At 67.2% G+C, this 25,144-nt stretch carries 22 protein-coding genes and 1 pseudogene; 16 read left to right on the top strand and 7 right to left on the bottom strand.

All coding sequences use genetic code 11. The features are described 5' to 3' along the window. The first annotated feature begins 296 nt into the window (after nucleotides 1-296). The 5 genes from ABD687_RS05495 to ABD687_RS05475 all read left to right on the top strand — a co-directional run bounded on the left by ABD687_RS05495 (nucleotide 297) and on the right by ABD687_RS05475 (nucleotide 4,810). A complete protein-coding gene (locus ABD687_RS05495) occupies nucleotides 297-1,685 on the top strand; it encodes a hemolysin family protein (RefSeq protein ID WP_310292916.1) in 1,389 nt (462 codons plus the stop codon). Further along, on the top strand, nucleotides 1,682-2,749 hold the full coding sequence (locus ABD687_RS05490) for a hemolysin family protein (protein ID WP_310292919.1): 1,068 nt from the start codon (nucleotides 1,682-1,684) through the stop codon (nucleotides 2,747-2,749). The genes ABD687_RS05495 and ABD687_RS05490 overlap by 4 nt, the downstream gene beginning before the upstream one ends. Nucleotides 2,750-2,917: 168 nt before the next feature. Continuing rightward, complete coding sequence (locus ABD687_RS05485) at nucleotides 2,918-3,088, top strand: hypothetical protein (protein ID WP_344760968.1); 171 nt, start codon at nucleotides 2,918-2,920, stop codon at nucleotides 3,086-3,088. Nucleotides 3,089-3,128: 40 nt separating this feature from the next. Then, nucleotides 3,129-3,926 (top strand): metal ABC transporter ATP-binding protein, encoded by a 798-nt coding sequence (locus ABD687_RS05480; RefSeq protein ID WP_310293526.1) that lies wholly within the window; start codon nucleotides 3,129-3,131, stop codon nucleotides 3,924-3,926. Nucleotides 3,927-3,931: 5 nt separating this feature from the next. After that, a complete protein-coding gene (locus tag ABD687_RS05475) occupies nucleotides 3,932-4,810 on the top strand; it encodes a metal ABC transporter permease (RefSeq protein ID WP_264269238.1) in 879 nt (292 codons plus the stop codon). A 174-nt stretch (nucleotides 4,811-4,984) separates the two neighbouring features. Here the strand turns inward: ABD687_RS05475 and ABD687_RS05470 are convergent, their stop codons facing one another. Continuing rightward, a complete protein-coding gene (locus tag ABD687_RS05470) occupies nucleotides 4,985-5,425 on the bottom strand; it encodes a Fur family transcriptional regulator (RefSeq protein ID WP_264269239.1) in 441 nt (146 codons plus the stop codon). Nucleotides 5,426-5,623: 198 nt separating this feature from the next. Here ABD687_RS05470 and ABD687_RS05465 point away from each other — a divergent pair. Then, nucleotides 5,624-5,899: pseudogene (locus ABD687_RS05465) on the top strand (MBL fold metallo-hydrolase); the annotation flags it as partial. A gap of 41 nt (nucleotides 5,900-5,940) precedes the next feature. Next, nucleotides 5,941-6,300 carry an MBL fold metallo-hydrolase gene (locus tag ABD687_RS05460; RefSeq protein WP_310293559.1) on the top strand — a complete coding sequence of 120 codons (360 nt, stop codon included), beginning with the start codon at nucleotides 5,941-5,943 and terminating at the stop codon, nucleotides 6,298-6,300. Nucleotides 6,301-6,333: 33 nt separating this feature from the next. Here the strand turns inward: ABD687_RS05460 and ABD687_RS05455 are convergent, their stop codons facing one another. After that, on the bottom strand, nucleotides 6,334-7,356 hold the full coding sequence (locus ABD687_RS05455) for a PLP-dependent cysteine synthase family protein (RefSeq protein WP_310293527.1): 1,023 nt from the start codon (nucleotides 7,354-7,356) through the stop codon (nucleotides 6,334-6,336). A 298-nt stretch (nucleotides 7,357-7,654) separates the two neighbouring features. Between ABD687_RS05455 and ABD687_RS05450 the strand changes: the two genes are divergently transcribed. The 3 genes from ABD687_RS05450 to ABD687_RS05440 all read left to right on the top strand — a co-directional run bounded on the left by ABD687_RS05450 (nucleotide 7,655) and on the right by ABD687_RS05440 (nucleotide 9,953). Beyond that, a complete protein-coding gene (locus ABD687_RS05450) occupies nucleotides 7,655-8,512 on the top strand; it encodes a sulfurtransferase (RefSeq protein ID WP_310292924.1) in 858 nt (285 codons plus the stop codon). A 67-nt stretch (nucleotides 8,513-8,579) separates the two neighbouring features. Continuing rightward, nucleotides 8,580-9,515 carry an alcohol dehydrogenase catalytic domain-containing protein gene (locus ABD687_RS05445; protein WP_310292926.1) on the top strand — a complete coding sequence of 312 codons (936 nt, stop codon included), beginning with the start codon at nucleotides 8,580-8,582 and terminating at the stop codon, nucleotides 9,513-9,515. 9 nt (nucleotides 9,516-9,524) lie between these two features. Continuing rightward, nucleotides 9,525-9,953, top strand: coding sequence for an HIT family protein (locus tag ABD687_RS05440; protein ID WP_310292928.1), 429 nt, complete (start codon nucleotides 9,525-9,527; stop codon nucleotides 9,951-9,953). Between the two features lie 144 nt (nucleotides 9,954-10,097). On the opposite strand, the gene hrpA is transcribed toward ABD687_RS05440, so the two are convergent. Next, nucleotides 10,098-14,084 carry an ATP-dependent RNA helicase HrpA gene (gene hrpA / locus ABD687_RS05435; RefSeq protein ID WP_310292931.1) on the bottom strand — a complete coding sequence of 1,329 codons (3,987 nt, stop codon included), beginning with the start codon at nucleotides 14,082-14,084 and terminating at the stop codon, nucleotides 10,098-10,100. Between the two features lie 416 nt (nucleotides 14,085-14,500). Here hrpA and ABD687_RS05430 point away from each other — a divergent pair, with 416 nt between their 5' ends. From ABD687_RS05430 to ABD687_RS05420, 3 genes are all read left to right on the top strand, one after another. Then, entirely contained in the window at nucleotides 14,501-15,508 is a 1,008-nt protein-coding gene (locus ABD687_RS05430) for an ABC transporter substrate-binding protein (protein ID WP_264269245.1), read from the top strand. 93 nt (nucleotides 15,509-15,601) lie between these two features. Beyond that, entirely contained in the window at nucleotides 15,602-16,525 is a 924-nt protein-coding gene (locus tag ABD687_RS05425; RefSeq protein WP_264269246.1) for an ABC transporter permease, read from the top strand. Continuing rightward, nucleotides 16,518-17,309, top strand: coding sequence for an ABC transporter ATP-binding protein (locus ABD687_RS05420; RefSeq protein WP_264269247.1), 792 nt, complete (start codon nucleotides 16,518-16,520; stop codon nucleotides 17,307-17,309). Before ABD687_RS05425 ends, ABD687_RS05420 begins: the two co-directional genes overlap by 8 nt. A gap of 204 nt (nucleotides 17,310-17,513) precedes the next feature. Here the strand turns inward: ABD687_RS05420 and cls are convergent, their stop codons facing one another. After that, entirely contained in the window at nucleotides 17,514-19,022 is a 1,509-nt protein-coding gene (gene cls / locus ABD687_RS05415) for a cardiolipin synthase (RefSeq protein ID WP_310292935.1), read from the bottom strand. Between the two features lie 142 nt (nucleotides 19,023-19,164). Then, nucleotides 19,165-20,658, bottom strand: a complete 1,494-nt coding sequence (locus tag ABD687_RS05410) for a carboxylesterase/lipase family protein (protein WP_310292937.1) — start codon at nucleotides 20,656-20,658, stop codon at nucleotides 19,165-19,167. Nucleotides 20,659-20,809: 151 nt separating this feature from the next. Here ABD687_RS05410 and ABD687_RS05405 point away from each other — a divergent pair, with 151 nt between their 5' ends. Beyond that, nucleotides 20,810-21,181, top strand: coding sequence for an iron chaperone (locus tag ABD687_RS05405; RefSeq protein WP_310292940.1), 372 nt, complete (start codon nucleotides 20,810-20,812; stop codon nucleotides 21,179-21,181). Nucleotides 21,182-21,209: 28 nt separating this feature from the next. Here the strand turns inward: ABD687_RS05405 and ABD687_RS05400 are convergent, their stop codons facing one another. After that, complete coding sequence (locus tag ABD687_RS05400) at nucleotides 21,210-21,422, bottom strand: hypothetical protein (RefSeq protein ID WP_310292942.1); 213 nt, start codon at nucleotides 21,420-21,422, stop codon at nucleotides 21,210-21,212. A gap of 267 nt (nucleotides 21,423-21,689) precedes the next feature. Between ABD687_RS05400 and ABD687_RS05395 the strand changes: the two genes are divergently transcribed. Both ABD687_RS05395 and ABD687_RS05390 read left to right on the top strand, forming a co-directional pair. Continuing rightward, complete coding sequence (locus tag ABD687_RS05395; RefSeq protein WP_344760967.1) at nucleotides 21,690-23,057, top strand: sensor histidine kinase; 1,368 nt, start codon at nucleotides 21,690-21,692, stop codon at nucleotides 23,055-23,057. Next, the gene (locus tag ABD687_RS05390; RefSeq protein WP_310292946.1) at nucleotides 23,054-23,719 is read left to right on the top strand and encodes a response regulator; all 666 of its coding nucleotides are present in this window, start codon (nucleotides 23,054-23,056) and stop codon (nucleotides 23,717-23,719) included. The genes ABD687_RS05395 and ABD687_RS05390 overlap by 4 nt, the downstream gene beginning before the upstream one ends. Nucleotides 23,720-23,864: 145 nt before the next feature. On the opposite strand, the gene ABD687_RS05385 is transcribed toward ABD687_RS05390, so the two are convergent. Next, nucleotides 23,865-25,130 (bottom strand): RNA polymerase sigma factor, encoded by a 1,266-nt coding sequence (locus ABD687_RS05385; RefSeq protein ID WP_310292948.1) that lies wholly within the window; start codon nucleotides 25,128-25,130, stop codon nucleotides 23,865-23,867. Nucleotides 25,131-25,144: the final 14 nt, after the last annotated feature.

Raw genomic sequence — 25,144 nt, 5'->3', positions numbered from 1 at the left:
GAGCGCCCTTTTCAACCGGCGACAAGCCTCCGGGCGCGGCGGCGGACCTCGCGCGCGGTCGCTCGCCAGATCGAACGCCTGTGTCGTAGTTCAGATACACTGAATTTGTTATGGACAGCCACTCTCTGTGCCGGCCAGTCGTGAAATCACGCGGTGCCGGCCACACATGTCATTGCCCGCCTAATTCCGCTTCGCTATCGGAGCCTTCCAGTTGCGGTCACTCAGACGCTAGACTTCGGGGCCCCGGCGCTGCCGCCCTCCGAGGCACAACCGCCCACGGGGCGGTGAAACGCTAGATGGAATGGTTGCTGCTGGCCCTGGGCCTGCTGCTGATCCTGGGCACCGGTTTCTTCGTCGCCGTCGAGTTTTCCCTCGTCGCACTGGACCAGGCCAACGTCCAGGAAGCCGTCGACAAGGGCGACACCAAGGCCGTGGCCCTGCTGCAATGCCTCAAGTCCCTGTCCACCCAACTTTCCTCCTGCCAATTGGGCATCACGCTGACCACGCTGCTGACCGGCTACGTCATCGAGCCTTCCGTGGGCAAGCTTCTCCAGGAACCGCTTCTGGCGCTGGGACTCGGCGACTCCGCCGTGCCGGTCAGCCTGGTGGTGGCCATGTTGCTGGCCACGCTGCTCTCGATGGTCATCGGCGAGCTGGTCCCCAAGAACCTGGCCATCGCCAAGGCCTTCGACATCGGGCGCGCCGTCGCCCGCCCGCAGTTGATCTTCACCGCCATCTTCAAGCCGGCCATCATCGTGCTCAATGGCTTCTCCAACAAGGTCCTGCATCTCTTTGGCCTCGAGGTCAAGGAAGAGATTTCCGGGGCCCGTTCCCCGGCCGAGCTGGTCTCCCTGGTGCGCCGCAGTGCGGAAATGGGCACGCTGGACAAGGATGCGGCGCTGTTCCTGGACCGGACCGTGCGTTTTTCCGAACGCTCGGCGGCCGATGTCATGACACCCCGCATCCAGATGCAGACCATCGAGCACACCGCGCACGTCCACGAGGTCATCGAGCTGGCCAAGGAGACCGGGTACTCCCGCTTTCCCGTCACAGACGGCTCCTCCGACGAGATCAAGGGCGTCTGCCACGTCAAGACCATCATCGCCATTCCGCGTGACAAGCGGAACGGCAAGGAGGTCGGCGAAAACAAGACCCCGGTGATCTTTGTCCCCGAAACCGTGCACCTGGACACGCTGCTGGTGCAGCTGCGCAGTGCCAACCTGCAAATGGCCATCGTGCTTGACGAATATGGCGGAACCGCCGGAATGGTCACCTTGGAAGACCTGATTGAGGAAATCGTCGGCGAGGTCGCCGACGAACACGACTCGGCCCCGCCCGAGGTCCGGCAGCTGTCCGACGGCTCCTGGATGATCCCGGGCATGTACCGCCCGGACCAGCTCAACGAGCTCATTGGCGAGGTGGAGATCCCCGACGACGCGGCCTACGAAACCCTGGGCGGGTTCGTGATGGCCGAGCTAGGCCGGATCCCGTTCCTGGGGGATGCGGTCGACACCGAGGGCGGCGTATTCACCGTCACCGCGCTGGACAAGCGTCGCGTCGCCGAGCTGCATTTCGTGCCGCGGATCGTGAGCGCCTCCAGCGACTCCAGCGCTTCGAGCGCATCGAGTGCCTCGAGCGCTGCCTCGGCGTCCAGCCCGGATGAAGCCAGGGGGCGTCGGGCATGAACGACTTTGCCGGCCTTTTCTGGCTGATCATTCTGTTGCTGGGCAACGCGTTCTTCGTGGCGGCGGAATTCGCCGTCATGTCGGCGCGCCGCTCGCAGATCGAACCGCTGGCCGCCGCCGGGAACAAACGCGCGATCCTCGCGCTGAAGGCCATGGAATCGGTGTCCATCATGCTGGCGGTGTGCCAATTGGGCATCACCGTGTGTTCGCTGCTGATCCTGAACGTCGCCGAACCTGCCATCCACCACCTACTGGTGGTGCCGCTGGAATTCGTGGGCGTGTCCGAGGCCCTGGCCGGGACCATCGCCTTCCTTCTGGCGCTGCTCTTCGTCACCTTCCTGCACGTGACTTTCGGCGAGATGGTGCCCAAGAACATCTCGGTGTCGATGGCCGACAAGGCGGTGCTGCTGCTGGCCGGGCCGCTGCTGCTGCTTTCCGTCGTCGTGCACCCGGTCGTGGTCTCGCTGAACTGGATCGCCAACCAGTTCCTGCACCTGATGAAGGTCGAGCCCAAGAACGAGGTGAACTCCGCGTTCACCGCGGCCGAGGTGCAGTCGATCATCGCCAGCTCGGCGCTCTACGGCACGCTGGAGGCCGACGACGCACTGCGGCTGCGCAAGGCGCTGGAGTTCTCCGACCTCACGGCCGCCGGGACCATGGTCGCGCGCGATCGGGTCGTGGCCCTGCAGCGCGGCACCACGGTGCAGGAGTTCGAGCGCACCGTGGGGCGGACCGGCTTCTCCCGCATCGTCATCGCCGAGGCCGGCGAGTTCAAGGGCTACTGGCACATGAAGGACGTCATGGCGCTGCCCGACAGCCAGTACCGCCAGCCGGTCTCCGGCATCGAGCTGCGGCCCATGGGCGTGGTGGCCCCGGACACGGAGATCGAGGACGCGCTGGAGCAGATGCGGGCCGACGGCAAGCACCTGGCCCGCGTGGTCGAAGCATCCGGTGCGACCCTGGGAATCCTGTTCCTGGAGGACGTGCTGGAGCAGCTGGTTGGGGAGATCGACGACCAGAACCAGAAGCGGGGCATCCGCCGGGAGAACCGCAGCGCCCAATAATGCGAATGGATCGCAATTGAGATAGTCTGGAGTCCTGCATTTCCCCGAAAGGCCCCGCAACCACCGCATGAACAAGCCACTTCGCGCCCTCACCGTCGCCGCCTCGATCCTGTTGCCTTCGGCCTGCGCCAACGGGGTGCCGGCGCGGTTTGCGGGCCGGAGGTTGGCGTGGGCGCCATGGTGGAGCAGACCTCGCAGGACCAGTATTCCCACGGGGCCAAGGTCCGGGATCACGGGGTCCCGGTGCCGCAGCTGACTCAAACCCTGCCCTACGGGCGGGACCACATCTCCTGGATGGAATCCAACGTGCAACAACTCGAGGTGGCTCTTGGCCGCTAACCCCAGCACCGGGGCGACGACGCCCGAACCCGTGGTCAGCATGCGCAACGCCTCGCTGCGCTTTGGCGACCGCCTGCTCTGGGACGGTCTGGACCTGGACATCGCCCCGGGCGAGTTCCTGGCCGTGCTCGGGCCCAACGGCTCGGGCAAGACCACCATGCTGCGCACCCTGATGGGGCTTCAGGAGCTCTCCGGGGGAACCGTCCGGGTTGCCGGCAAGCCGGCAACCCGGGGCTCGCGGCAGGTGGGCACCATCCCGCAGCAGCGTTCCTTCGACGACAACACCCCGCTGCGCGCCCGCGACCTGGTGGCCCTGGGCATCGACGGACACAAGTGGGGCATCCGGTTGGGCCGCAAGTCCATGCGCCGGCGCGTGGACCAGCTGCTGGAACTGGTCGGCGCCACCTCCTACGCCGAGCGTCCCGTCGGGGTGCTTTCGGGTGGGGAACAGCAGCGGTTGCGTGCCGCGCAGGCGCTGGCAGATGACCCGCGGCTGCTCTTGTGCGACGAGCCGCTGCTCTCCCTCGACCTGCACCACCAGCAGGCCATCTCCTCACTGATCCACCGGCAGGCCTGCGACCACGGCGCCGCGGTGGTCTTCGTGACCCACGAGATCAACCCGATCCTGCAATACGTGGACCGTGTGCTCTACCTGGCCGGCGGACGCTTCCACATCGGCACCCCCCAGGAGGTCATGCGCTCCGAGGTCCTCTCCGAGCTCTACGGATCGCCCATCGAGGTCTTCGAATCCAACGGCCGCATCGTGGTGGTGGGCATGCCCGAGACTGTCACCCACGCCAATCCGCAGCAACGCACGCACCCGCTTCAAGGAGCCTAGGAACCATGGACCTATCCGAGATCTGGAGCACCGTCTTCAGCTTCGAAGACTACGCCGAGATCCTGCCGCTGGTCTCCAACTCGCTGATCGCCGGTGCCCTGCTGGGCCTGGTCGGCGGGATGATCGGCATCTTCGTGATGCTGCGCGACATGGCCTTCGCGGTGCACGGCATCGCAGAGCTTTCCTTTGCCGGGGCTGCCTTCGCCCTGCTGATCGGCACCAACGTCGTGGTCGGCTCGCTGGTCGGCTCCGTGCTGGCCTCGCTGCTGCTGGGGATCATGGGAGCCGCGGCCAAGGACCGCAACTCGATCATCGGCGTGTTGATGCCCTTCGGGCTGGGCCTGGGGATCCTCTTCCTGGCTCTCTACCAGGGCCGCAGCGCGAACAAGTTCGGGCTGCTCACCGGACAGATCGTCGCGGTGGACACGGTGCAGCTGGGCGTGCTGGCCGTCTGCTCGGTGATTGTGATGGTGGCGCTGGTGGCCATGTGGCGCCCGCTGACGTTCATTTCCGTGGACCCCGCGGTGGCGGCGGCGCGCGGGATTCCCGCCGCCCGGCTCTCCGTCGCCTTCATGGTGGTCCTGGGCCTGGCGGTGGCCCTGTCGATCCAGGTGGTCGGCGCGCTGCTGGTGCTCGCTCTGCTGATCACCCCGGCGGCCGCGGCCATCCGGGTGACCTCCAACCCGGTGCTGACGGTGTCGCTCTCGGTGGCCTTCGCGATGACCTCGGTGGTGGGCGGCATCCTGCTGGCCCTGGCCGGCTCGTTGCCGATCAGCCCGTACGTCACCACGATTTCCTTCCTCATCTACCTGGTGTGCAGGCTCATTGCCTGGCGCCGGCACCGGGTGCGCCATTCGGAGAAGATGGCAGCCGTCGCCGCCTAGGGCCGCCGACCGAGTCGCGACAAACACCGAAGGCGTGTGCCCGGCACCCCCTGGAGGGAGCGGGGCACACGCCTTCGTCTTGTCCGCGGGTTGTCCGCCGGTTGTCCGTCGGTTACCCCGAGGATGGCTGTTGGTGCTCCCTGTTACTGCTGGGCCTCTGCCGACGGGCGTTGCTCAGGCCTTGGCGTCGGCGGCCTTGGCCGCGGAGCAAGAGGGGCACAGCCCATAGATCTCCACGGTGTGCGTGGGTTCGGTAAAGCCGTTCTCCTGGGCCACCCGGGCCGCCCACTTCTCCACCGCCGGCGCCTCGACCTCGACGGCCTTGCCGCACTTGCTGCACACCAGGTGGTGGTGATGGTGCTCGATGACGCACTGGCGGTACATCGCCTCGCCCTCGTTGTTGCGCAGCACGTCGACCAGGCCGTCCTCGGCCATCGACAGCAGCAGGCGGTACACCGTGGCCAGGGAGACCTTGTCGCCCTCGTCGACGAGCCACCGGTGGAGTTCCTGCGCCGTCACAAAGTCATCGACCGTCTCCAGCGCGGCGTTGACCGCCAGGCGCTGCTTGGTCACCCGCTGTTCGGAACTGCGCCGTTCGGTCGCAGGATTCGTCATTTGTTGGAGCACTCCTTGTAGATCGGCACATTGCCACCGGGTACGTTCCGCGGACACCGATTCCGGCACCGCGCCGGGACGCACCTCCGGTTGACACCTCGAGTTTACCAGCGGGTGCGCCGGAGTGGCGCGGGTGGAGCCGGGACCCGGCGCCCGGCCCACTGGTGCCCCGGGTCCCGGCATGCATAGGCTGGGGCCATGGAGATCACCAAGTTCAACCACGCCTGCATCAAGGTGGCGTCATCCAACCGGGCCCTGCTCATCGATCCGGGCAACCAATCGCCGTTGGATGCGGCGCTTGCGGGTGTCGAGGCCATCCTGGTCACCCACGAGCATGCCGACCACCTCGACCTCGAGCCGGTGCTGCGCGCGCTGGCTGCCAACCGGGGCCTCACCGTCCATGCCCCAGTTGCGCTGGCTTCCACGGTGCTGGCCGCTGCCAAGGCGGCGGGCGTCCAGGATGCGGAAGCACGCATCCACGGGGTCGGGCCGGGTGCCTCCTTCGAGGCTGCGGGATGGAGATCTCCACCCACGGCGGCATGCACGCGGTCATCCACCACTCCCTGCCGGGGGTGTCGAACATCGGGTACTTCATCGACAGCAGGCTCTTCCACCCCGGCGACAGCTACCAGGTGCCCGAGGGGATCCCAGTGCACACGCTGCTGGTCCCCGCGCACGCGCCCTGGGCCAAGATCGGGGAGACCATCGAATTCCTGTCCATCATCGCGGCGGCGCAAAACTTCCCCATCCACGACGGGCTGCTCAACGAGCGTGGCCTGGCGCTGGTGGACGGGCACCTGGGGCGCGTGGCAGCCGAGCGCGGGCTGGACTACCGCCGGATACCCAATGGCGAGGCGGTCTCCCTGGACTCCTGAAGCCGTGGCCGGTGCCGCGGATCCCGGGGGCCGCTAGTCCCAGCTGCCGGAGGCCAGCAGGCGCTCGATCCGCCCGGCATAGGGAGCCGGATCCAGTCCGGCGGCCTGAAGCCAGTCAGCGTCGTAATAGGACGTGGCGTAGCGTTCCCCGTTGTCGCAGAGGAGCGTGACCACCGACCCCTTTTCGCCGGCGGCCAGCATGTTCGCCACGACCTGCCAGGCCAGCCAGAGGTTGGTGCCCGTCGAGGGCCCGGCGCACAGGTGCGCGAATTCCTGCAGGTGGCGCATCGCCGCCACCGAGGCGGCGTCGGGCACCGTGGCCAGGAAATCGATGATGCCCGGCACGAAGCTGGGTTCCGGACGGGCCCGGCCGATGCCCTCGATCCGGCTGGCGCGCCCGGTGGCGGTTCGCGGATTCCCGCCCGCGTTGGCTGCCTGCCAAGCCGGCAGGAACGCCGAGCCTTCGGGGTCCGCGACGGCCAGACGGGTGTGGTGACGGTGGTAGCGGGCGTAGCGCCCGATGGTCGCAGAGGTCCCGCCGGTGCCGGCGCCCACCACGATCCATGCCGGCACCGGGTGTTCCTCCATGGCCAGCTGGCCGAAGATCGACTCGGCGATGTTGTTGTTCCCGCGCCAGTCCGTCGCCCGCTCGGCGTAGGTGAACTGGTCCATGTAGTGCCCGTTGGTCGCCGCGGCCAGCCGTTCGGATTCCGCGTACACGCTTGAGGGGTCATCGACCAGATGGCACCTGCCGCCGGTGGCCTCGATCAGCGCGATCTTCTCCGGGGAGGTGCTTGCTGCCATGACCGCGATGAAGGGCAGGCCCAAGAGCTTCGCGTAGTAGGCCTCGGAGACCGCGGTGGAACCGGAGGAGGCCTCCACGATCGTGGTGCCCTCAGTGATCCATCCGTTGACCAGTCCGTACAGGAACAGGGAGCGGGCCAGCCGGTGCTTGAGGCTGCCGGTGCGGTGCGTCGATTCGTCCTTCAGGTACAGGTCGATGCCCCACTGGCGGGGCAGGTCCAGCCGGTGCAGGTGGGTGTCGGCCGAGCGCATCGACTCGGCCTCGATCGTGCGTACCGCCGCATCCACCCAATCGCGGGTCGCGGAGGGCCGGGGGAGCGAAATCAAAGACGTTGTATCCACCCGAGCAAGCCTACCCAACCAACCGCTGCGGCGCGTCCGGCGGCGTGACCGGATGGCCGCCGAACCGAACCGAGCCGAACCGAGCCGAGCCGAACCTTGCGGACCGGTGCGGGGCAGGGGGCCGGGGAACTAGGCTGGGATCCACGGGGCCGGCGCGCCCCGGCGACACCGACAAGTTCACTGACACGTAACCAAGGAGCACTGACGCATGAGTGGGGAACGTCGGACATTGATCACCGCAGGGGAGCTGGCCAAGGTCCAGGAGGCCGGCGGGGACACGGTGCTGCTCGATGTGCGCTGGGCGCTGGGCGATGCCCGCGGCAGGGAGCACTACGAGGCCGGACACATCCCCGGCGCCGTCTTCGTCGACCTGGAGACCGAGCTCTCCGCGGCGCCCAGCCCGGAGGCCGGGCGCCACCCGCTGCCCGATGCGCGCAACTTCGCGGCATCCGCGCGCAGCTGGGGCATCAACACCGGCTCCGCCGTGGTGCTGTACGACGCCACCGGTGCCCTGGCCGCCGCCCGCGGCTGGTGGCTGCTGCGCCACGCCGGCATCGGCAACGTCCGGGTGCTCGACGGGGGACTGGATGCCTGGGTCGCCGCGGGGCGCGCGCTGGAAACCGGGAACAACACCGCTGTCCCGGGCAACGTGCGGCCGGGCTGGGGGCAGATGCCGGTCATCGACATCGAGCAGGCTGCGGCGTTCCCCGGCCACGGGATCCTGCTGGACTCCCGGGCCGCCGAGCGCTACCGCGGCGAGGTCGAACCCGTCGACCCGCGCGCCGGGCACATCCCCGGAGCGCTGAACCGACCCACCACAGGGAACCTCGATGCGGGCAAGCGCCTGCTGGAATCGGCGGAGCTTGTCCGCGCGTTTGCGCAACTGGGCGTGAAGCCCGGCGCCGGGGCAGCCGACGTGGCGGCGTATTGCGGATCGGGGATCACCGCCGCCCACCAGGTCCTCGCGCTGGAAACCATCGGGGTGCATGCCGCGCTGTTCCCCGGCTCCTGGTCCCAGTGGAGCGCCGACCCCGCGCGCCCCGCGGCCACCGGACCGACGCCGTGATCTGCCGGGAAGCCGCGGACCTCCGGACTGCCGGCCCCGGCGCCCCGGTGAGCGCTGGGTTCGGGACATGATCGGTCGCCCGAAGCCCCCTGGGCTGGATGCCGCCGCGAAGATCCGGGCGCGTGCTCGCAGCCGGCAGGGACCGGCGGCCATGATGCCGGACGCCGTGTCTGCGCTGGGAGTTAGGGTGGCCGGGGGACCGCTGGTGCCCCTGGAGATCCGCCGCCGCGAACCGGGGCCTCGCGACGTGGTCATCGATATCCTCTTCTGCGGTCTGTGCGATTGCGACGTGCGGGAGGGGCGCAAGGAAGGGCCGGCCGCGCGCCTTCCCCTGGTCCCGGGACACCAGATCGTCGGCGTCGTGGCCCGGACCGGTGCCGGGGCCGCGGACCTGGAACCCGGTGCCCGGGTCGGCGTGGGCGCGCTGGTCGATTCGTGCAGGGAATGCGCGCCATGCCGTGCCGGACAAGAGCAGCTCTGCGCCGGGTCGGTGGCGACCTATGGCGCGCTCGATCCGCGCACCGGCGATTACACCCACGGCGGGTACTCCAAGCGCATCGTCGTCGACAGGGACTTCGTCCTGCGGATCCCGGCCGCGCTGGACCTGGCCGTCGCCGCTTCGCTGCCCTGCGCCGGGATCCGGGCGTACTCGACGCTGCTGCACCCCGGGGTGGGACCAGGCAGCACGGTGGGCGTCCCGGACCCGGGCGGACGCGGCGCCCTGGCCGCCAGGCTGGCGGCGGCCATGGGGGCGGCTGTGAACGTGCCGGCCGCTGCGGATCCACTTCAGGTGGTCATCGACACCGGGCCGAGGGTCCCATCGTTGGTAGGCTCGGTGGCAGAAACCCGCCAGTTGCTCGAATTCTGCGCGAAACACCAAGTGGCACCCGGCTTTGAGCTGGTTGGTGCGCAGGGGCTCAACAAGGCATGGGAGCGGATCCTTGCCGCGGACGTGCAACACGGGTTTGTCCTGGACCTCGCCACATTGGGCGGGAACGACTAAGGAGGGTGCATGAGCACGCTGTTTACCAAGATCATCAACGGCGAGATCCCCGGCCGCTTCGTCTGGAAGGACGAGCAAGCCGTGGCGTTCCTGACCATCGGGCCGATCACGCACGGCCACACCCTGGTGGTGCCGCGCGCGGAAGTCGACCACTGGGTCGACGCACCGGCCGATTTGATGAACCACCTCATTGCGGTGGCCGGGCACATCGGCCGCGCCCAGGTCCGCGCGTTTGGGTCCGAGCGTGCCGGCTTGATGGTCGCCGGTTTTGAGGTCCCGCACCTGCATGTGCACGTCTGGCCCACGAACTCGCTGGCCGACTTCGACCTGACGCGGGCTGAGAGCAACCCCGATCCGGCCATGATGGATGCAAACGCGCAGAAGCTGCGCGAGGCGCTGCGGGCCGACGGCCACGGGGGCCTGATCCCCGACGCCTAGGCCCTGGCAGCGGGACCGCCGCCGGACCGCCGCCGGACCGCCGCCGGAGCGAGGCCGAAGCGCCGAGACTGGGCGGGTGAACGACGACGGGGCCACCACGAGATGACCGATCATCCCCCGTGGTGGCCCCGCGTTGTGGCCGGGCTACTTCGCCGCGGCGAGCCCCTCGCGCATCGCGGTGCGAATCCGCTTGGGGGAGACCGAGTAGGCCGTGCCCAGCTCCTGGGCGAAGAGCGAGACCCGGTATTCCTCCAGCATCCACTTCACCGCCGCCAGCGGGGCGGGCGTGCGCACGCCCGCCACCAGTTGCCCGAGCGCCGCGTCGTACTCGTCCTCGAGTCCCTGGATGTCCAGGGTCGCGGCGTTGTCGCGTGCCAGGTGCCCGGTGCCGAGCTTTTCCAGCCGCTTTTCGATGGCCGCGATGTACCGCGGCAGCTGGGCCAGTTGCGCATAGCCGGTGTTGGCCACGAATCCCGGGTACACCAGCTGCTCGAGCTGGGACTTCACATCGTTCAGCGCATTGACCAGGGCCAGCGAGGAGGCGGACTTCAGCTCCTTGTTGATCCGCCGGGTGCCGGAGAGGACCTTCTCCACGATGGCGGTGACCGCGAAGACCGTGTCGATCAGTTCGGCGCGGACGCGTTCGTAGAGCGCGTCGAACTCCGCCTTGTCGAAGGGCAGCTTCTCGGGAACGAGCCGGTCCACCGCGGCCATGGTGCAGTCCTGGATCAGCGAAGCCACCGAACCGTGCGGGTTCTGCGTGAAGACCAGTTTTTCCTGGTTGTTCAGGTGGTCAAGGACGTACCTGGCGGGGGAGGGGACCTTGAGCAGCAGCAGCCGGATGACGCCGGTGCGGTGGGCGGCCATCTGCTCGACGGGGTTGCGGAAGACCGTCAGGCGCACGGAAGTCTTCTCATCCAGCAGCGCCGGGTAGGCGGTGACCTGCTGGCCGGCGACCTCCGTGACGACCTTTTCGGTGATGACGCCGTTGACGCCCACCCCGGTGTCCCAGTCGGTCAACCCGCTGCGTTCCCAGATGGTGGTGGCCACCGCGCCGCCCTTGCCGCGCTGGGCCGCCGCCGCGGCCCGGGACTTCCCGTCGCCCTTGGCGTTGTTGCCAACTGCGGCCTTCGGACCGCCGGTGCCCGCCCCGGGGGGCAGGGCGGCCCCGGGCTTGACGCCCAGGGAACGGGCCAGGGCCGAACGGTTGGCCGCGGCCAGCGTCTGCTGCAGCACGGCCAGCTCCTGGGACTCGTCCAGGATCTTGGCCTCGGAGTCCACGACGGTGAAGGTGAAGCGCAGGTGGGGCGGCAGGGACTCCCAGTTCCAGGACCCCGGGGGGATCACCACGCCCTTGAGCCGGCGCAGCACCAGCTCCAGGGAGGCGGCCAGGTCATCGGTCTCCGGGTTGAAGTCGGCCTCCAGTGCGGCCACTGCCGAGCGGGCGACATCGGGGGCCGGCACGAAGTTCTTGCGGATGGCCTTGGGCAGAGACTTGATCAGCGCGGTGACCAGCTCCACGCGCAGCCCGGGGATGAGCCAGCGGAAGCGCACGGGGTCCAGCTGGTTCAGGAAGAGCACCGGCACGCGCACCGAGACGCCGTCGGATTCCCCGGCGCGGGCCGCCGGGTTGTACTCGTAGACCAGGTCCAGGTCCAGGGTGCCGTGGCGCCAGGTGCGCGGGAAGGCGTCTTCGTCCAGTTCCGTGGCATCGGCCTGGAGCATGTCCTCCGGGTTGAAGTCCAGCAGCGTCGGGTTTTCGTGCCGCGCGGCCTTCCACCAGCGGTCGAAGTGCCGCTCGGACACCACCTCGGGGCCCAGCTTCGAATCGTAGAACTCGAAGAGGTCCTCGTCGGACACGCGCAAATCGCGCCGGCGCATGCGGGTCTCGAGTTCCTCGATGTCCTCGAGCACCCGGCGGTTGCGGGCAAAGAACTTGTGGTGGGTCTTCCAGTCGCCCTCCACCAATGCGTGGCGGATGAACAGCTCGCGGCAGAGCTCCGGGTCCACGCGCGAGTACTGGATGCGGCGGCGCGGCACGATCGGCAGTCCGAAGAGCGTGACCTTCTCGTACCCCATGACCGCGCCGGAGTTCCGCGACCAGTGCGGTTCGGAGTAGCTGCGCTTGAGCAGGTCTCCGGCGACCTCCTCGACCCACTTGGGATCGAGCCGGGCCACGGTGCGTGCCCAGAGCCGGGAAGTCTCCACCAGCTCGGCGGCCATGACCCACTCGGTGGACTTCCGCGACAGGGCCGAACCGGGGAAGACGGAGAAGCGGGTGCCGCGCGCGCCGACGTATTCGCGCTTGCGCTCGTCCCAGGAGCCCACGTGCCCCAGCAGCCCGGTGAGCAGCGAAATGTGGATCGCGTCCTCGTTCGCGGCCGGGTCCACCGGCTCGGGGGAGATCGCGATGCCCAGGGGCTTGGCCAGCTGGCGCAGCTGGGTGAACAGATCCTGCCACTCGCGCACGCGCAGATAGTTGATGTATTCGTTCTTGCACAGCCGGCGGAACGCGGAGGAGGAGAGCTCCTTCTGCTTTTCCTGCAGGTAGCGCCAGAGGTTTAGCAGCGAGGAGAAGTCCGACTTCGCGTCCATGAAGCGCTTGTGCATTTCGGCGGCGCGCTCGCGTTTGCCGGTTTCCTCGCTGGGGCGCTCGCGCGGGTCCTGGATGGACAGGGCGGCGGCCAGCACCATGACCTCCTTGGCGCAGCCGCGGTTACCGGACTCCACGATCATCCGGCCCAGGCGCACGTCCACCGGCAGCTGGGCCAGCGACTTGCCGACCGGGGTGATGGTGGCCTCGGTGCCGGTGTTCAGCGCCCCGAGCTCGCGCAGCAGCGCCACGCCGTCGTTGACCGACTTGGCATCCGGCGGCTGGACGAAGGGGAAGTCCGCGACGTCGCGGGCTGTGCGCACCACGCCCATGGAGCTCATCTGCAGGATCACCGCGGCCAGGTTGGTGCGCAGGATCTCCGGGTCGGTGAACGCGGGGCGCGTCTCGAAGTCCTCCTGCGAGTACAGGCGGATGGCGATGCCGTCACTCACGCGCCCGCAACGGCCCGAGCGCTGGTTGGCGCTGGCCTGGGAGACGCGTTCGATGGGCAGGCGCTGGACCTTGGTGCGGTGGGAGTAGCGCGAGATGCGGGCGGTGCCGGTGTCGATGACGTACTTGATGCCCGGCACGGTCAGCGAGGTCTCGGCGACGTTGGTGGCCAGTACGATGCGCCGGTTCTTCCCGGGGTTGAACACCTGGTGTTGCTCGGCCAGCGAGAGCCGGGCGAACAGCGGCAAGATCTCGGTCCCGGCCAGGCGCCGGTTGGTCTTCACCCGGGCACGCAGCACCTCGGCGGCGTCGCGGATCTCGCGCTCGCCGGGGAAGAAGATCAGGATGTCCCCGGGTGCCTCCATGGCGAGCTCATCCACGGCCTCGGCGATGGCATCGAGCGGGTCGCGGTCCTCGGCCCGGGCATCGGGGTCCAGTTCGTCCTCGTCCATGCCGTCGGCCGGGTTCAACGGCCGATAGCGCAGTTCCACGGGGAAGGTGCGGCCGGAGACCTCGATGATGGGCGCAGGCACCGGCTCCTCGACCTCGGGCCCGGCTGCTGCGAAGTGCTCGGCAAAGCGCTGCGGGTCGATGGTCGCGGAGGTGATGACGATCTTCAAATCCGGCCGCTGGGGCAGGATCCTGCGCAGGTAGCCGAGCAGGAAGTCGATGTTGAGGCTGCGTTCGTGGGCCTCGTCGATGATGATGGCGTTGTACTTCTTCAGCAGCTTGTCGCGCTGGATCTCCGCCAGCAGGATGCCGTCGGTCATCACCTTGACCTTGGTGGCCCGGGAGACCTCGCCGGTGAAGCGCACGTGGAATCCGACGTCCTCGCCGATCTTGGTTCCCAGTTCCTCGGCGATCCGTTCGGCGACGGTGCGCGCAGCCAGGCGGCGGGGCTGGGTGTGACCGATCATTCCGCGTTCGCCCATGCCCAGCTCCAGGAGCATCTTGGGCAGCTGGGTGGTTTTGCCGGAACCGGTTTCACCGGCGACGATGACCACCTGGTTGTCCTTGATGGCGGACATGATGTCATCGCGTCGCGCGGAAACGGGAAGGGCTTCGGGATAGGAAATCGTCAGGGCCATGATGAGCCAAGTCTATGTCAGCGGCGTCGGCGGCCTGTGCCTGCCCGGCCGTCGGGCCGGACACGTGGCACGGCGCCTTGGATCAGCGGCCGGTCATCCGTTTCGGGGCGTTTGAGGTGTCAAAACACGGCTTTGTCCACGGTACTGTCTGATTCTCTAGACACTGGGATACCAATTGTCCGTTTATCGATGGCGATTGATGAAAGATGCATGGCAAGATGATGAATGCATCACCGTTTGTCTTGCAATTCAGGGTAGATGGAAGAAATGTGAGTAGCTTCACATGTAGTATCGAAGCAATTCATGGGGAGAACTTCCTGCCGTTTGGGCGAGGATGTACAAACTCCTGAAAACTGCCCGGAATTGGCCGAAACCGAACACCAGGCATGACACTCGCACGTCATGAAAGGAACACAATGAAAATCTTCAAGTCCCTACAGATCGCAGCCTCGGTCGCGGCCACCGCATTGGTGCTCACCGCTTGTGGCGGATCCAGCACGCCGGAGGCCACCGGTTCCTCGGCCGCGGCCGGCCCGGTGAAGATCGGCATTGCCCAGTATGTGTCCCACCCGTCCCTTGATGCCGTGGTGACCGGTTTCAAGAAGGGCATGACCGACGCCGGCTACGCAGAGGGCGACCAGGTCACGTACGACTTCACCAACGCCCAGGCCGACCAGGCCACCAACACTGCAATGGTGGGCAAGTTCGCCAGCGACGGCGACATGGACCTGGTCCTGGCCATCGCCACGCCGACCGCGCAGGCCGCGGCCCAGTCGATCACGAACATCCCGGTCGTTTTCTCCGCCGTCACCGATCCCCTGGAAGCCAAGCTGGTCTCCAGCCTGGAAGCACCGGGAGCCAACGTCACCGGCACCTCGGACAAGAACCCGGTCAAGGAACAGCTTGAGCTGCTCAAGAAGATCAAGCCGGAAGCCAAGTCCGTTGGCATCGTTTACTCCTCGGGCGAAGTCAACTCCGGAGTCCAGGTCCAGTGGGCCAAGGACGCAGCGGCCGAACTCGGCCTGACCATCGAAGAGAAGGCCATCTCGGCTTCCTCCGAGGTCCAGCAGGCAGCCTCGGGCCTGAACGTCGATGCGTTCTACGTGCCGACCGACAACGCCGTGGTTTCCGCTCTGGAAGGCCTGTTGCAGACCGCCCAGGATAAGAAGATCCCGGTGATTTCCGCCGACGGCGAGTCCGTCAAGCGCGGTGCCACCGCCACCTACGGCCTGAACTACGAGAAGCTCGGCGAGCAGACCGCTGCAATGGCCGTGAAGCTCCTCAAGGGCGAGGCCGAAGCCGCAACGATGCCGGTCGAGACGATCACCCAGGTCGAGCTGTACGTCAACACCACTGCTGCGGAGAAGATCGGGATGACCTTCCCGGAGGACATGCTCTCCGAGGCTGCAGAGACCTACAAGTAAACTCGATCGCCAACGCGTTCCACCCGGTGGCCGGTCGGCTTGCTCCGACCGGCCACCAACATTTACCCAATACCCAAGACGCTAGGATCCACCATGATCACCGCGGTTGAACTAGGCCTGATCTACGCGATCATGGCACTCGGGGTCTACCTGACCTTCCGCATACTCGACTTCCCCGACCTGACCGTTGACGGAAGCTTCACCACCGGCGCAGCAGTCGCATCCATCTCGATTGTCAATGGCGTCAACCCGTTCATTGCCACCGCCATCGCCTTCTTCATCGGCGCCATCGCCGGTGTCATCACCGGCCTGCTCCACACCAAGGGCAAGATCGACGGGCTGTTGGCCGGTATCCTGACCATGATCGCGCTGTATTCGATCAACCTGCGCATCATGACCAAGGCCAACGTCCCGCTTCTGGGCGAGACCACGGTGCTGACCTTCCTGCGCGAGAACCAGTGGCTGGGGACCTGGACCTCCGTCGGGTTGATGTTCCTGGGCTGCCTGGTTGCCGTGGCGGCCATCGTGTGGTTCCTGCGCACCGACGTCGGCCTGGCCATGCGAGCCACCGGCGACAACGAGGAAATGATCCGGTCCCTCGGCGTGAACACCGACAACCAGAAGATCCTGGGCCTGGCGCTCTCCAATGGCCTGGTCGGACTCTCCGGCGCGATCATCGCCCAGTTTCAGGGCTTCGCCGACATCGGCATGGGCATCGGCGTCATCCTGATCGGACTCGCGTCGGTCATCGTGGGCCAGGCCATCTTCGGCCAGAAGTTCATCTGGATTGCCGCGCTGGCCGTCGTCTTCGGCTCCGTTGCCTACCGCCTGGTCATCCAGCTGGCACTGAATGCCGGACTCGAGGTCAACGACATGAAGCTGATCTCTGCGGTCCTGGTGGTCATCGCCCTGCTGCTGCCGCAGTGGAAGGGCTTCGGGAAGTTCGCCAACCGCATCAGCATCCGCAGCAAGTCCGTCACCACCGACGACAAAAAGGAGGTGGGCGTCGATGCTTGAGATCACCAACCTGAACAAGACGTTCTTCCCGGGAACCGTCAACGAGCGCAAGGCGCTGCGCGACATCAACCTGACGCTCACCGACGGTGAGTTTGTCACGGTGATCGGCTCCAACGGAGCGGGCAAGTCCACGGTGCTGAACATGGTGGGCGGCAAGCTTCGCCCCGACACCGGGGCGGTGCGCATCGCCGGGAAGGACGTGACCAAGCTTCCCGACCACTCACGCGCCCGATTCATCGGACGGGTCTTCCAGGACCCGATGGCCGGCACCGCGCCCAACATGACCATCGAGGAGAACATGTCGCTGGCCCTGGGCCGCGGCACCTTGCGTGCGTTGGCCTCCGGTGTCACCAAACGCAAGCGCGAGAAGTTCGTGGAGGAATTGCGCTCGCTGGAACTCGGCCTGGAAAACCGGCTCAAGGCCAAGGTCGGGCTGCTCTCCGGTGGCCAGCGCCAAGCGCTGAGCCTGCTCATGGCCACGTTCTCCGGACCCAAGATCCTGCTGCTCGACGAGCACACCGCGGCACTGGACCCGCAGCGTGCGGCGCTGGTGGCACGTCTGACCGAGGAAATCGTCGTGCGCCACCAGCTGACGACGTTGATGGTCACGCACAACATGGAACAGGCCCTGCGCCTGGGGACGCGACTGATCATGATGCACGACGGACAGATCATCCTGGACCTGGACTCGGCCCAGAAGGCCAAGATGACGGTTCCCGGCCTGCTGCACGAGTTCGAGAAGATCAAGGGTGCCCAGCTCGATGACCGGACCATGCTTCAGTAACCCGGACGACGCCCCGGCGCCTGCCTCCTGAGGGAGGCGAGGAGCCTTCAAGGGAGCGGTAACGCCAAGACAGAGCGATCCCCGAAACGGGGTTGCCCGGTTCAGGCGGTGCCTCTCCTTTGTGCGTGTCCCGCCGGTCATTTTCGGCAACCCGGTGCGCGGGGCGGGGTGGTTGCCCTGTCGGTGGTGAACGGGGAGGTGCTGCTACTGCAGCGCCGAAGTCAGACGGGCCAGGTTGTCCAGCACCGTGGAGCGCAGCGGCTGCTTGAGCCATTCCTCGAGCGTGAGCTGCCGGCTGACCTCGCGGTAGTCGTCCTCGACCTCGCGCATCTGGTCCACGAAGCCCGCGTCGCGGACCAGCATCGAGACCTCCATGTTCAGGCCGAAGGAACGCATGTCCATGTTGCTGGATCCGATCAGCGCCGTCTCGTCGTCGATGGTGAAGTGCTTGGCGTGCAGGATGTACGGGGCCGGGTAGAGGTAGATCCGCACCCCGGCGCGCAGCAGCTCCTCGTAGTAGGAGCGCTGCGCATGGTAGACCAGCGCCTGGTCCCCGACCTCCGAGACGAACAGGTCCACCGGGACCCCGCGGGCGACAGCGGAGGTGACCGCGTACATCAGCGATTCGTCGGGCACGAAGTAGGGAGAGGTGATCACGATGCGTTTTTGGGCCGCGTGGATCAGCCCCAGGAAGAGCCGCAGGTTGTTTTCGCGCTCGAACCCCGGGCCCGAGGGGACCACCTGGGTGAGCATGGTTCCGCGCTCTTCGCGGTGCTCGATCAGCGCTGTGCCCAGTCGGCCCGGCGAATCGCCGCTGGCCACCAGCTCCGCCCGGCGCACGCCCTCGATGATGACCTCCCCGGTCTCGGAATACCAGTCGGAGATGAACACCGCATCCAGCGTGGCCACGCCCGGTCCGTCCAGCTCCAGGACCAGTTCCTTCCACTTCAGGCCGCGGGCTATGTTCTTCTTCACGTTGTAGTCGCGGGAAATCATGTTCAGCGAGCCCATGTAGCCGACGGTGCCGTCGATGACCAGGATCTTGCGGTGGTTGCGCAAGTCCGGGCGCTGGAACTTGCCCTTCAACGGCTGCAGGGGAAGCATCAGTCGCCAGTCCGCGCCCATCGCATCCAGGCGCGCCTTGGTGGCGGCATAGTGCGGCTTGCCGCGTGAGGCCCAGTGGTCAAGCATCACGTTCACCCGCACCCCGCGCGCACTGGCCCGTTCCAGTGCGTCGAAGAACCCGGCGGTGGTCGCATCCACGCTGAGGATGTAGAACTGCACGTGGACATGGTCGGTGGCCGCATCGACGGCATCGGCCATGGTTTGGATGGTCTGCTCGTAGTCGCCCAGCAGTCGGCCCGAATTCCCCGCCAACAGGGGTAGGCCGCCGTAGGCGTTGTTCATCTCCACCAGCGAGTTGAACCAGGCAGGGTTTTTCCCGCGGGCTTCATCGTGGGGTTCCTCGGCGCTGATCGAGCGCATGAACGTGTTGATCTCCTCCTGCACCTCGCGGCGCTTTCGCGGCAGCTTGGGCGAACCGATCAGCAGGAAGGCGATGACCCCGAAGTAGGGGATCAGGAAGATCGCCAGCAGCCACGCCATCCCGGAGGTGGGGCGGCGGTTGCGCGGGACGAAGACCACGGCAAGGACGCGAATGGCCAAATCCAGGACCACCAGCGCGGTCGCCCACCACCAGGCACCTGTAAACATGTATGCAACTTTCCCCGAATTCCGCTGTTCATTCCCCAAGCTACGCTAGCCGAAGCCCGCAACCGGCAGCGACGCCACGGGGGGTGGGCCACGGGAAGCGCCGTGGCGGGGTACCGGGCGAGGCCGGCGGGGGATCGCGGCGTCAGCAGATCGCCCCTGCCTCGTCGTCGCGCGGGGAGAAGACGACGTCGTTGCCCAGTCCGTTGAACGTCTTCACCGGGCGGCGGATGTCCCAGTGCGGCCATTCGGCGTACCCCAGGGTGGCAAAGCATACCCAGGCCTCGTGCATGGCAGTGGCCAGGGACTGCGGTGCCTCCTCGCCCACCAGCCCCGCAGCGTCCTTGGTGCCCAGATTGTCAAAGACGAAGGGCAGTTCCATCCGGTGTGCCGCGCCCAGGTCCTGGACCGGGCTGTGCCAGGCGAACTCGTAGACCTGGGTCTGCCCTTCGGCGTAGCGTCTGGCATCCGCCAGCGTGTACATCGGCACCCGCAACACCTTGTCGGTGGCCAGGGCGCCCAGGATCTCACCCGGGCCGGCACCGGGGCGATTGCGCCCGTAGAGCCGCTGCGCGTCCTTGGAGATGCCGGCCTTTCGCCGCGCCACAGCGAGGTGCACCCTGGAGACCTTGGCGCCGCGGCCAGTGGGCCCCAGCCAGAGTCGGAGCTCCTGGGTCGTAGTGCCGATCAACAGGGGAATGTCCATTCCGGCACCGGCGAGCATGGCCTCCAGCGGGTCCCGGGGCACCAGCAGCGGCTCGATCGCCAGCCCATGGGCCGGACCGCCATTCAACGGCGTTGAATCGGCTGCCACCCGGAGGTGGGAAGCCAGCAGCTCGGCGGGGGTGCGGGCGGAGAATTCCTCCCGGGTGGCTTCGATGCCCAGGTCCTTGGCGATGCGTTGGGTCATCCGTCGGGCCCGGGACAGGGGCAAGGCGGTCAGCGGGGCGCTTTGGATGATGGCGCGCGCGAACAGCGAGGAGGCGCGCGGGTGTGCCAGCAGTGCCGCCACCATGGTGCCGCCGGCCCCGTGTCCCATGAGGGTGACCTGCTCCGGGTCCCCGCCGAAGGAAGCGATGTTGGCCCTGGTCCATTCCAGGGCGGCAATGACATCGGCAAGCCCCAGGTTCGGCGGGGCGTCCTCCAGCAGCGAGAATCCCTCGGCGCCCAGCCGGTAGTTGGCCGCGACGAAGACCACCGCGTCCCGGGCAAAGGCGGTGCCGTCGTAGCCGGGCAGCGCGTTGGACCCGTGCTGCAGCGACCCGCCATGGATCCACAGCAGCACCGGACGCAAGCCCGAGGTGCGCTTGGCGGGGGCAAAGACATTCACGTTCAGGCACGCATCGCCGGGAATGACGACGGTGGGCAGTAGCGTGCCAAGTGCCCCGGAATAGGGGACCTGTCCGGCGGTGGGTCCGTAGTGGCCAGCGGCCAGGGTTTCGCTCCAGGGTTCCGGGAGCGTGGGGACGGCAAAACGGTTTCTGCCCACGGGCGCGGCGGCATAGGGAATCCCCAGGAAGCGTTCGACGCCGCCGATGAGTACGCCTTCCACCGGGCCGCAGGGCGTCTCGCGGACCAGCGAAATGCCATGCGGATCATTGCCAAGGCCCATCAAGACCACTCCCGTATCCAGCGACACCAACGCCTAAATCCAGATTAGTCGGCTTCCCGCTCCAAGGGCAGGGGGGTGAACAGGAGGATCTCCCGGGGGTCCCCATGGGGCAGAATGTAGCCAGATCGATGTCCCTCCCGCCATCGAGGGGCGCCTTTCCCGAACCCCAAGGAGCACCATGGCCAAGATCACGGGCACCACCCCCGAGGAGTACCTCGGCAATGTCCCCGCCGAACTCCAGCCCCGCGCCCGGGCACTGCACCAGGCGCTGTGCGAGACGCTGCCCCGCGCCAGCGTCCAGATCAAGTGGGGGCAACCTGCCTTCGTGGACGACACCATCCTGGTGGCCTACGCGGTGTTCTCCAAGCACATCAACCTCTACACCACGCCCAGCTCACGCGCGGCGCTCGCCGGGGAGCTGGCCGGCTACACGCTGGGCAAGGGATCCATCCGGCTTCCGCACGACGAGCCGCTCCCACTGGACCTCATCAAGCTGGTGGCCTCGGCCAGGGAAAAGGAATTCCGGGAGCAACACGTGCGCTGGATGTAACGAAGGCCAGGCTCCTCCCGCCCCGGGTTCAGAGTGCGGAAATCGCGGGAATCGGGCTATGGCCGGCGCAGAATCCGGTCGGTGCATGCCACGCGTCCGGCGGCTCGTCCGGCACCGGCTGCAGGGCATGTGAAAGGCCGAAGATCGAGGCGGCAAGGACGGCCAGTGCCGCGAGGGCGACGGCCACGCGCGTGACCTTGGTCGTGCGCGAGCATGGGATCTGCGAGGGGAATCTCATCATGACACCAAGTGTTCTCCCGTTCCCTGCCGTGCGCATCGGGCCCAGGACCGGGCGTGGAACGGCGAAACCGGTACCTGGGTCTGATCCGTTCGGTACCTGCGGGTGACTCGCCGGCCGGCCCGGACGTCTACGGTAGGACCATGCACCATTGTGTTTCCCGCCCCGCGGGCCCTTGTCGGGCCGGAATGCCGCCCTGATCCCCAGCTGCCCGCGTACACGGCGGCCGCCCGGCCAGGCAATGACCGTGCCGGCATCGGCGGGGCAGCGGTGAGCGCGGAAGCAGACTATTACGAGCCGGTTCGTTGGCGCGGGCGTTGGGGGTGGCGCTCCGATGTGACGGCCGCGGCCCTTTTTCTGGCCCTGGTGGTTTTCTGCCACGAGTTCCTGCTATGGGGTTCGTACTCGGGCAACTACCTCGGCGACACGTCGTTATTCGTGCTGGCCGCCGCCGTGGCCATCGGTTGCGCGCGGGTCTTGCCGGGGGTGGCGCTCGCGCTGGTCTGGGTCGGCACGCTGTTGCAGATGCTCCGTGGAGTGGACGTCGACCTCGCCCAGCTGGCCGCACTGTACGTGGTGGGAATGGCCGCCAGGTACGGCACACGGCTGTGGGTTTTGTGCGCGGGCCTGTCGATTGCCGCGGGATCGGTGCTCGGCACCGCCTACATCGGCCGGATCGGCTCCTGGGTCTCCGATCCGCTCTTCCGCGCCATGGAGTCAAACGCCTGGCCCACCAACAACCAAGTCATCGCGGTCTTCGTGGTGGTTGCATCGGTGCTGACGCTGCCGTGGCTGCTGGGCCTGTTGCTGCGGCTCTTGGCCGGGAAACAGACGGCCGAACGCGGATCGGCGCGGGCGCGGGAGGAAGCGGACAGCGCCCTGGAACTGGCCCGGTTGCGCTCGGAGAATGCGGCCCTGGCTCGCGACGTGCACGACGTCGTGGGCCACTCCCTGGCAGTGATCATTGCCCAGGCCGACTCGATCCGCTTCATCCCCGACGCAGATGTGGTTCGCATCCGCGAGACGACCGGGACCATCGCCGAGGCTGCCCGCCGATCCCTGGGCGAGGTGCGCCAGGTGCTGTCGCAAACCGCGGAAACCAAGTCGACCGATGCCAGGGTCGTGGACACCGGGGCGATGGGTGCCAGAAGGTCCGGTGCCAGGCAGGCCGTGTCGACGGCAACGCGCAGCATGGCACTGCAGACCGCGCAGATGGGCCTGCTGCACCCGGCGGTCTCGGAGATCTCCGCCATCCTGCAGAACGTGCGCGGCACCGGATACGAGGTCAGCGAGGAAACGCTGGGGGAGCCGGTGCCGTTGCCGGCCGACATCGTTCCTGCCACCCGCAGGATCATCCAGGAGATGCTCGCCAACGCGCTGCATCACGGCTGCGCCACCACCCCGATCTACGTCAGGCACTACTGGGGCGCCACGAGCTATACGCTGAGCCTGACGAACTATTTCGAGGCATCGGCCCTTTCCAAGCGCGCCGGGACCGGCATTGCCGGCATGCGCCAGCGCCTGGCAAGTCTGTCAGGCACCCTGAGCATCAATACCGAGGACGGGGTCGCCGGCGCCCCCGATCTGTTCACGATTGCCGCAACCTTTCCGCTCAACCACGAATGGACCACCCGTTGAACCAACCGCAGATCCGCGTGGCGCTGGTCGATGACCAGCAACTTTTTCGTTCCGGCCTGGCGGTGATCATCGGCGCCCAGCCCGACATGGCCGTGGTGGCGCAGGCAACCGACGGCACCGAGGCCCTGGGCGCGATCGCCGTCCACGAACCCGACGTGGTGCTGATGGACGTACAGATGTCGCCGATGGGCGGCGTCGAGGCCACCCGCAAGATCTTCGAGGACGCGACGGGCCGCTTCGATAAGCTCCCGAAGGTCATCATGCTCACGACCTTCGACTGGGACGAACATGCCGCCACCGCGATCCGGCACGGGGCCAGCGGCTTCATCCTCAAGGACAGCACTCCCGAGTTCGTTTGCGAATCGATTCGCGCGGTCAATGGCGGCAATGCAGTGATCGCCCCGCAGTCCCTGGCCGCGCTGTTGCGCGACGAGCCGGCACCGGTGCCCGAGGTTCCCCTGCCCTACCTGGAGCTGACCGAGCGGGAGCGGGAGGTGTTCGCCGCCGTGGCGTTGGGGCTGACCAACCAAGAGATCTCCGAGAAGCTGTTCCTGAGCGGATCAACGGTCAAGACCCACATCGGGGCGATCCTGCGCAAGCTCGAGCTACGCGACCGGGTGCAGATCGTGGTCTATTCCTACGAAAACTGCATCGGCCGCTAGGCTCAATCCGCTCATTGCCGCTTGAATGTAGTGCGTATCACGCCCCGGAAATGACGGTCCCGGGGTGCAAGGGCTGTAGTGTTCATGGAAGCCAATGCACCTTTTCTCAAAGGGGCGGCGGTTAGGCCCCCACAGAGATTCGCCGTCACTGTGGGGGCCGTCCTAATTCCCCCGAAGACCTGGATTGAAGGTCCTCCGCCTTCGCCCGGAAGACTGCGCCCATGCGCCTGTTACCGACCAGCGAGGCCGCCAGCAGGAATTCGGCCACGGCTTCGGGGTTGCGTCCCAATCGGGCCAGCAATTCCCCGCGCACGCTCGGCAATAAATGCGAACTGGCCAGTGCCCCCTGCTGTGCCAAGTGGTCGACGATGCGCAGGGCCGCATCCGGTCCTTCGGTCATCGAGACCGCCACTGCCCGATTCAGCTCGACGACGGGTCCCGGCGCAAGGCTGCACAAGGCCCCATAGAGCAGCACAATCCTGCCCCAGTCGGTTTCCCCGACGCTCCGTGCCACGGCGTGGCATTCGGCGATGGCCGCCTGGAGGGCATAGAAGCCCCGACCGTGCCGCAGTGCATCGGCACGTTCCAACGCCCGGCGCCCCCGCATGATCTGCGAGTGGTCCCAGCGCGAACGATCCTGGTCGGCCAGAAGGATCGGGCTGCCGTCCCGGGAGATCCTGGCCGAAAACCGCGAGGCCTGGATCTCCATCAACGCCACCAGCCCGGCGACCTCCGGCTCCCGGGGAAGCAGTCCGAGCAGGACCCGGCCCAGGCGCAGCGCCTCGTTGGCCAGCTCGCGGCGGATCAGGTCGTCGCCGGCCGTGGCGGCGTAGCCCTCGGTGAACACGAGGTAGATCACCGCCAGCACCGCCGACAGGCGTTCGCCCCACGCCTGCGCCTCCGGGGCCTCGAACGGTATTTTTGCCGCGGCGAGCGTCTTTTTGGCACGCACGATCCGTTGCTGCACGGTGGCCACGGGCACCAGCATCATCCGGGCAATTTCCTCGGTCCGCAGCCCGCCCACGACGCGCAGTGTCAGCGCAACCTGAGCCTCACGGGACAGCACCGGATGGCAGGCGGTGAAGACCAGACGCAACAAGTCGTCGTCGATGGGCTCCCAAGCTTGCTCGGTCGATTCCCGGAGGTTCCGGGCCAACTCCCGCTGGCGTTCATCGAGCCTGGTCGTCCGGCGCCACGCATCGATGGCCTTTCGCTTGGCCACCGCGGTGATCCAGGCGCCGGCATTTTTTGGGATCCCCTCGCCGGGCCATTGCGCGAGCGCATCAACCAGTGCTTCCTGGGCGAGGTCCTCCGCCTGTCCAAGGTCGCCTGTCATCTTGGCCAAGGTTGCAACAATGCGCGCACCCTCGATGCGCCAGAGCGCGTCAAGGGTGCGTTGGGTGTCTGCCATGCCTGCCTTCCGGG

This window comes from Paeniglutamicibacter sulfureus, from assembly GCF_039535115.1.
GTDB classification, from domain to species: domain Bacteria; phylum Actinomycetota; class Actinomycetes; order Actinomycetales; family Micrococcaceae; genus Paeniglutamicibacter; species Paeniglutamicibacter sulfureus.
Note: the sequence above shows the minus strand (reverse complement) of the source record. Positions and strands in the feature narration are given on the sequence as shown.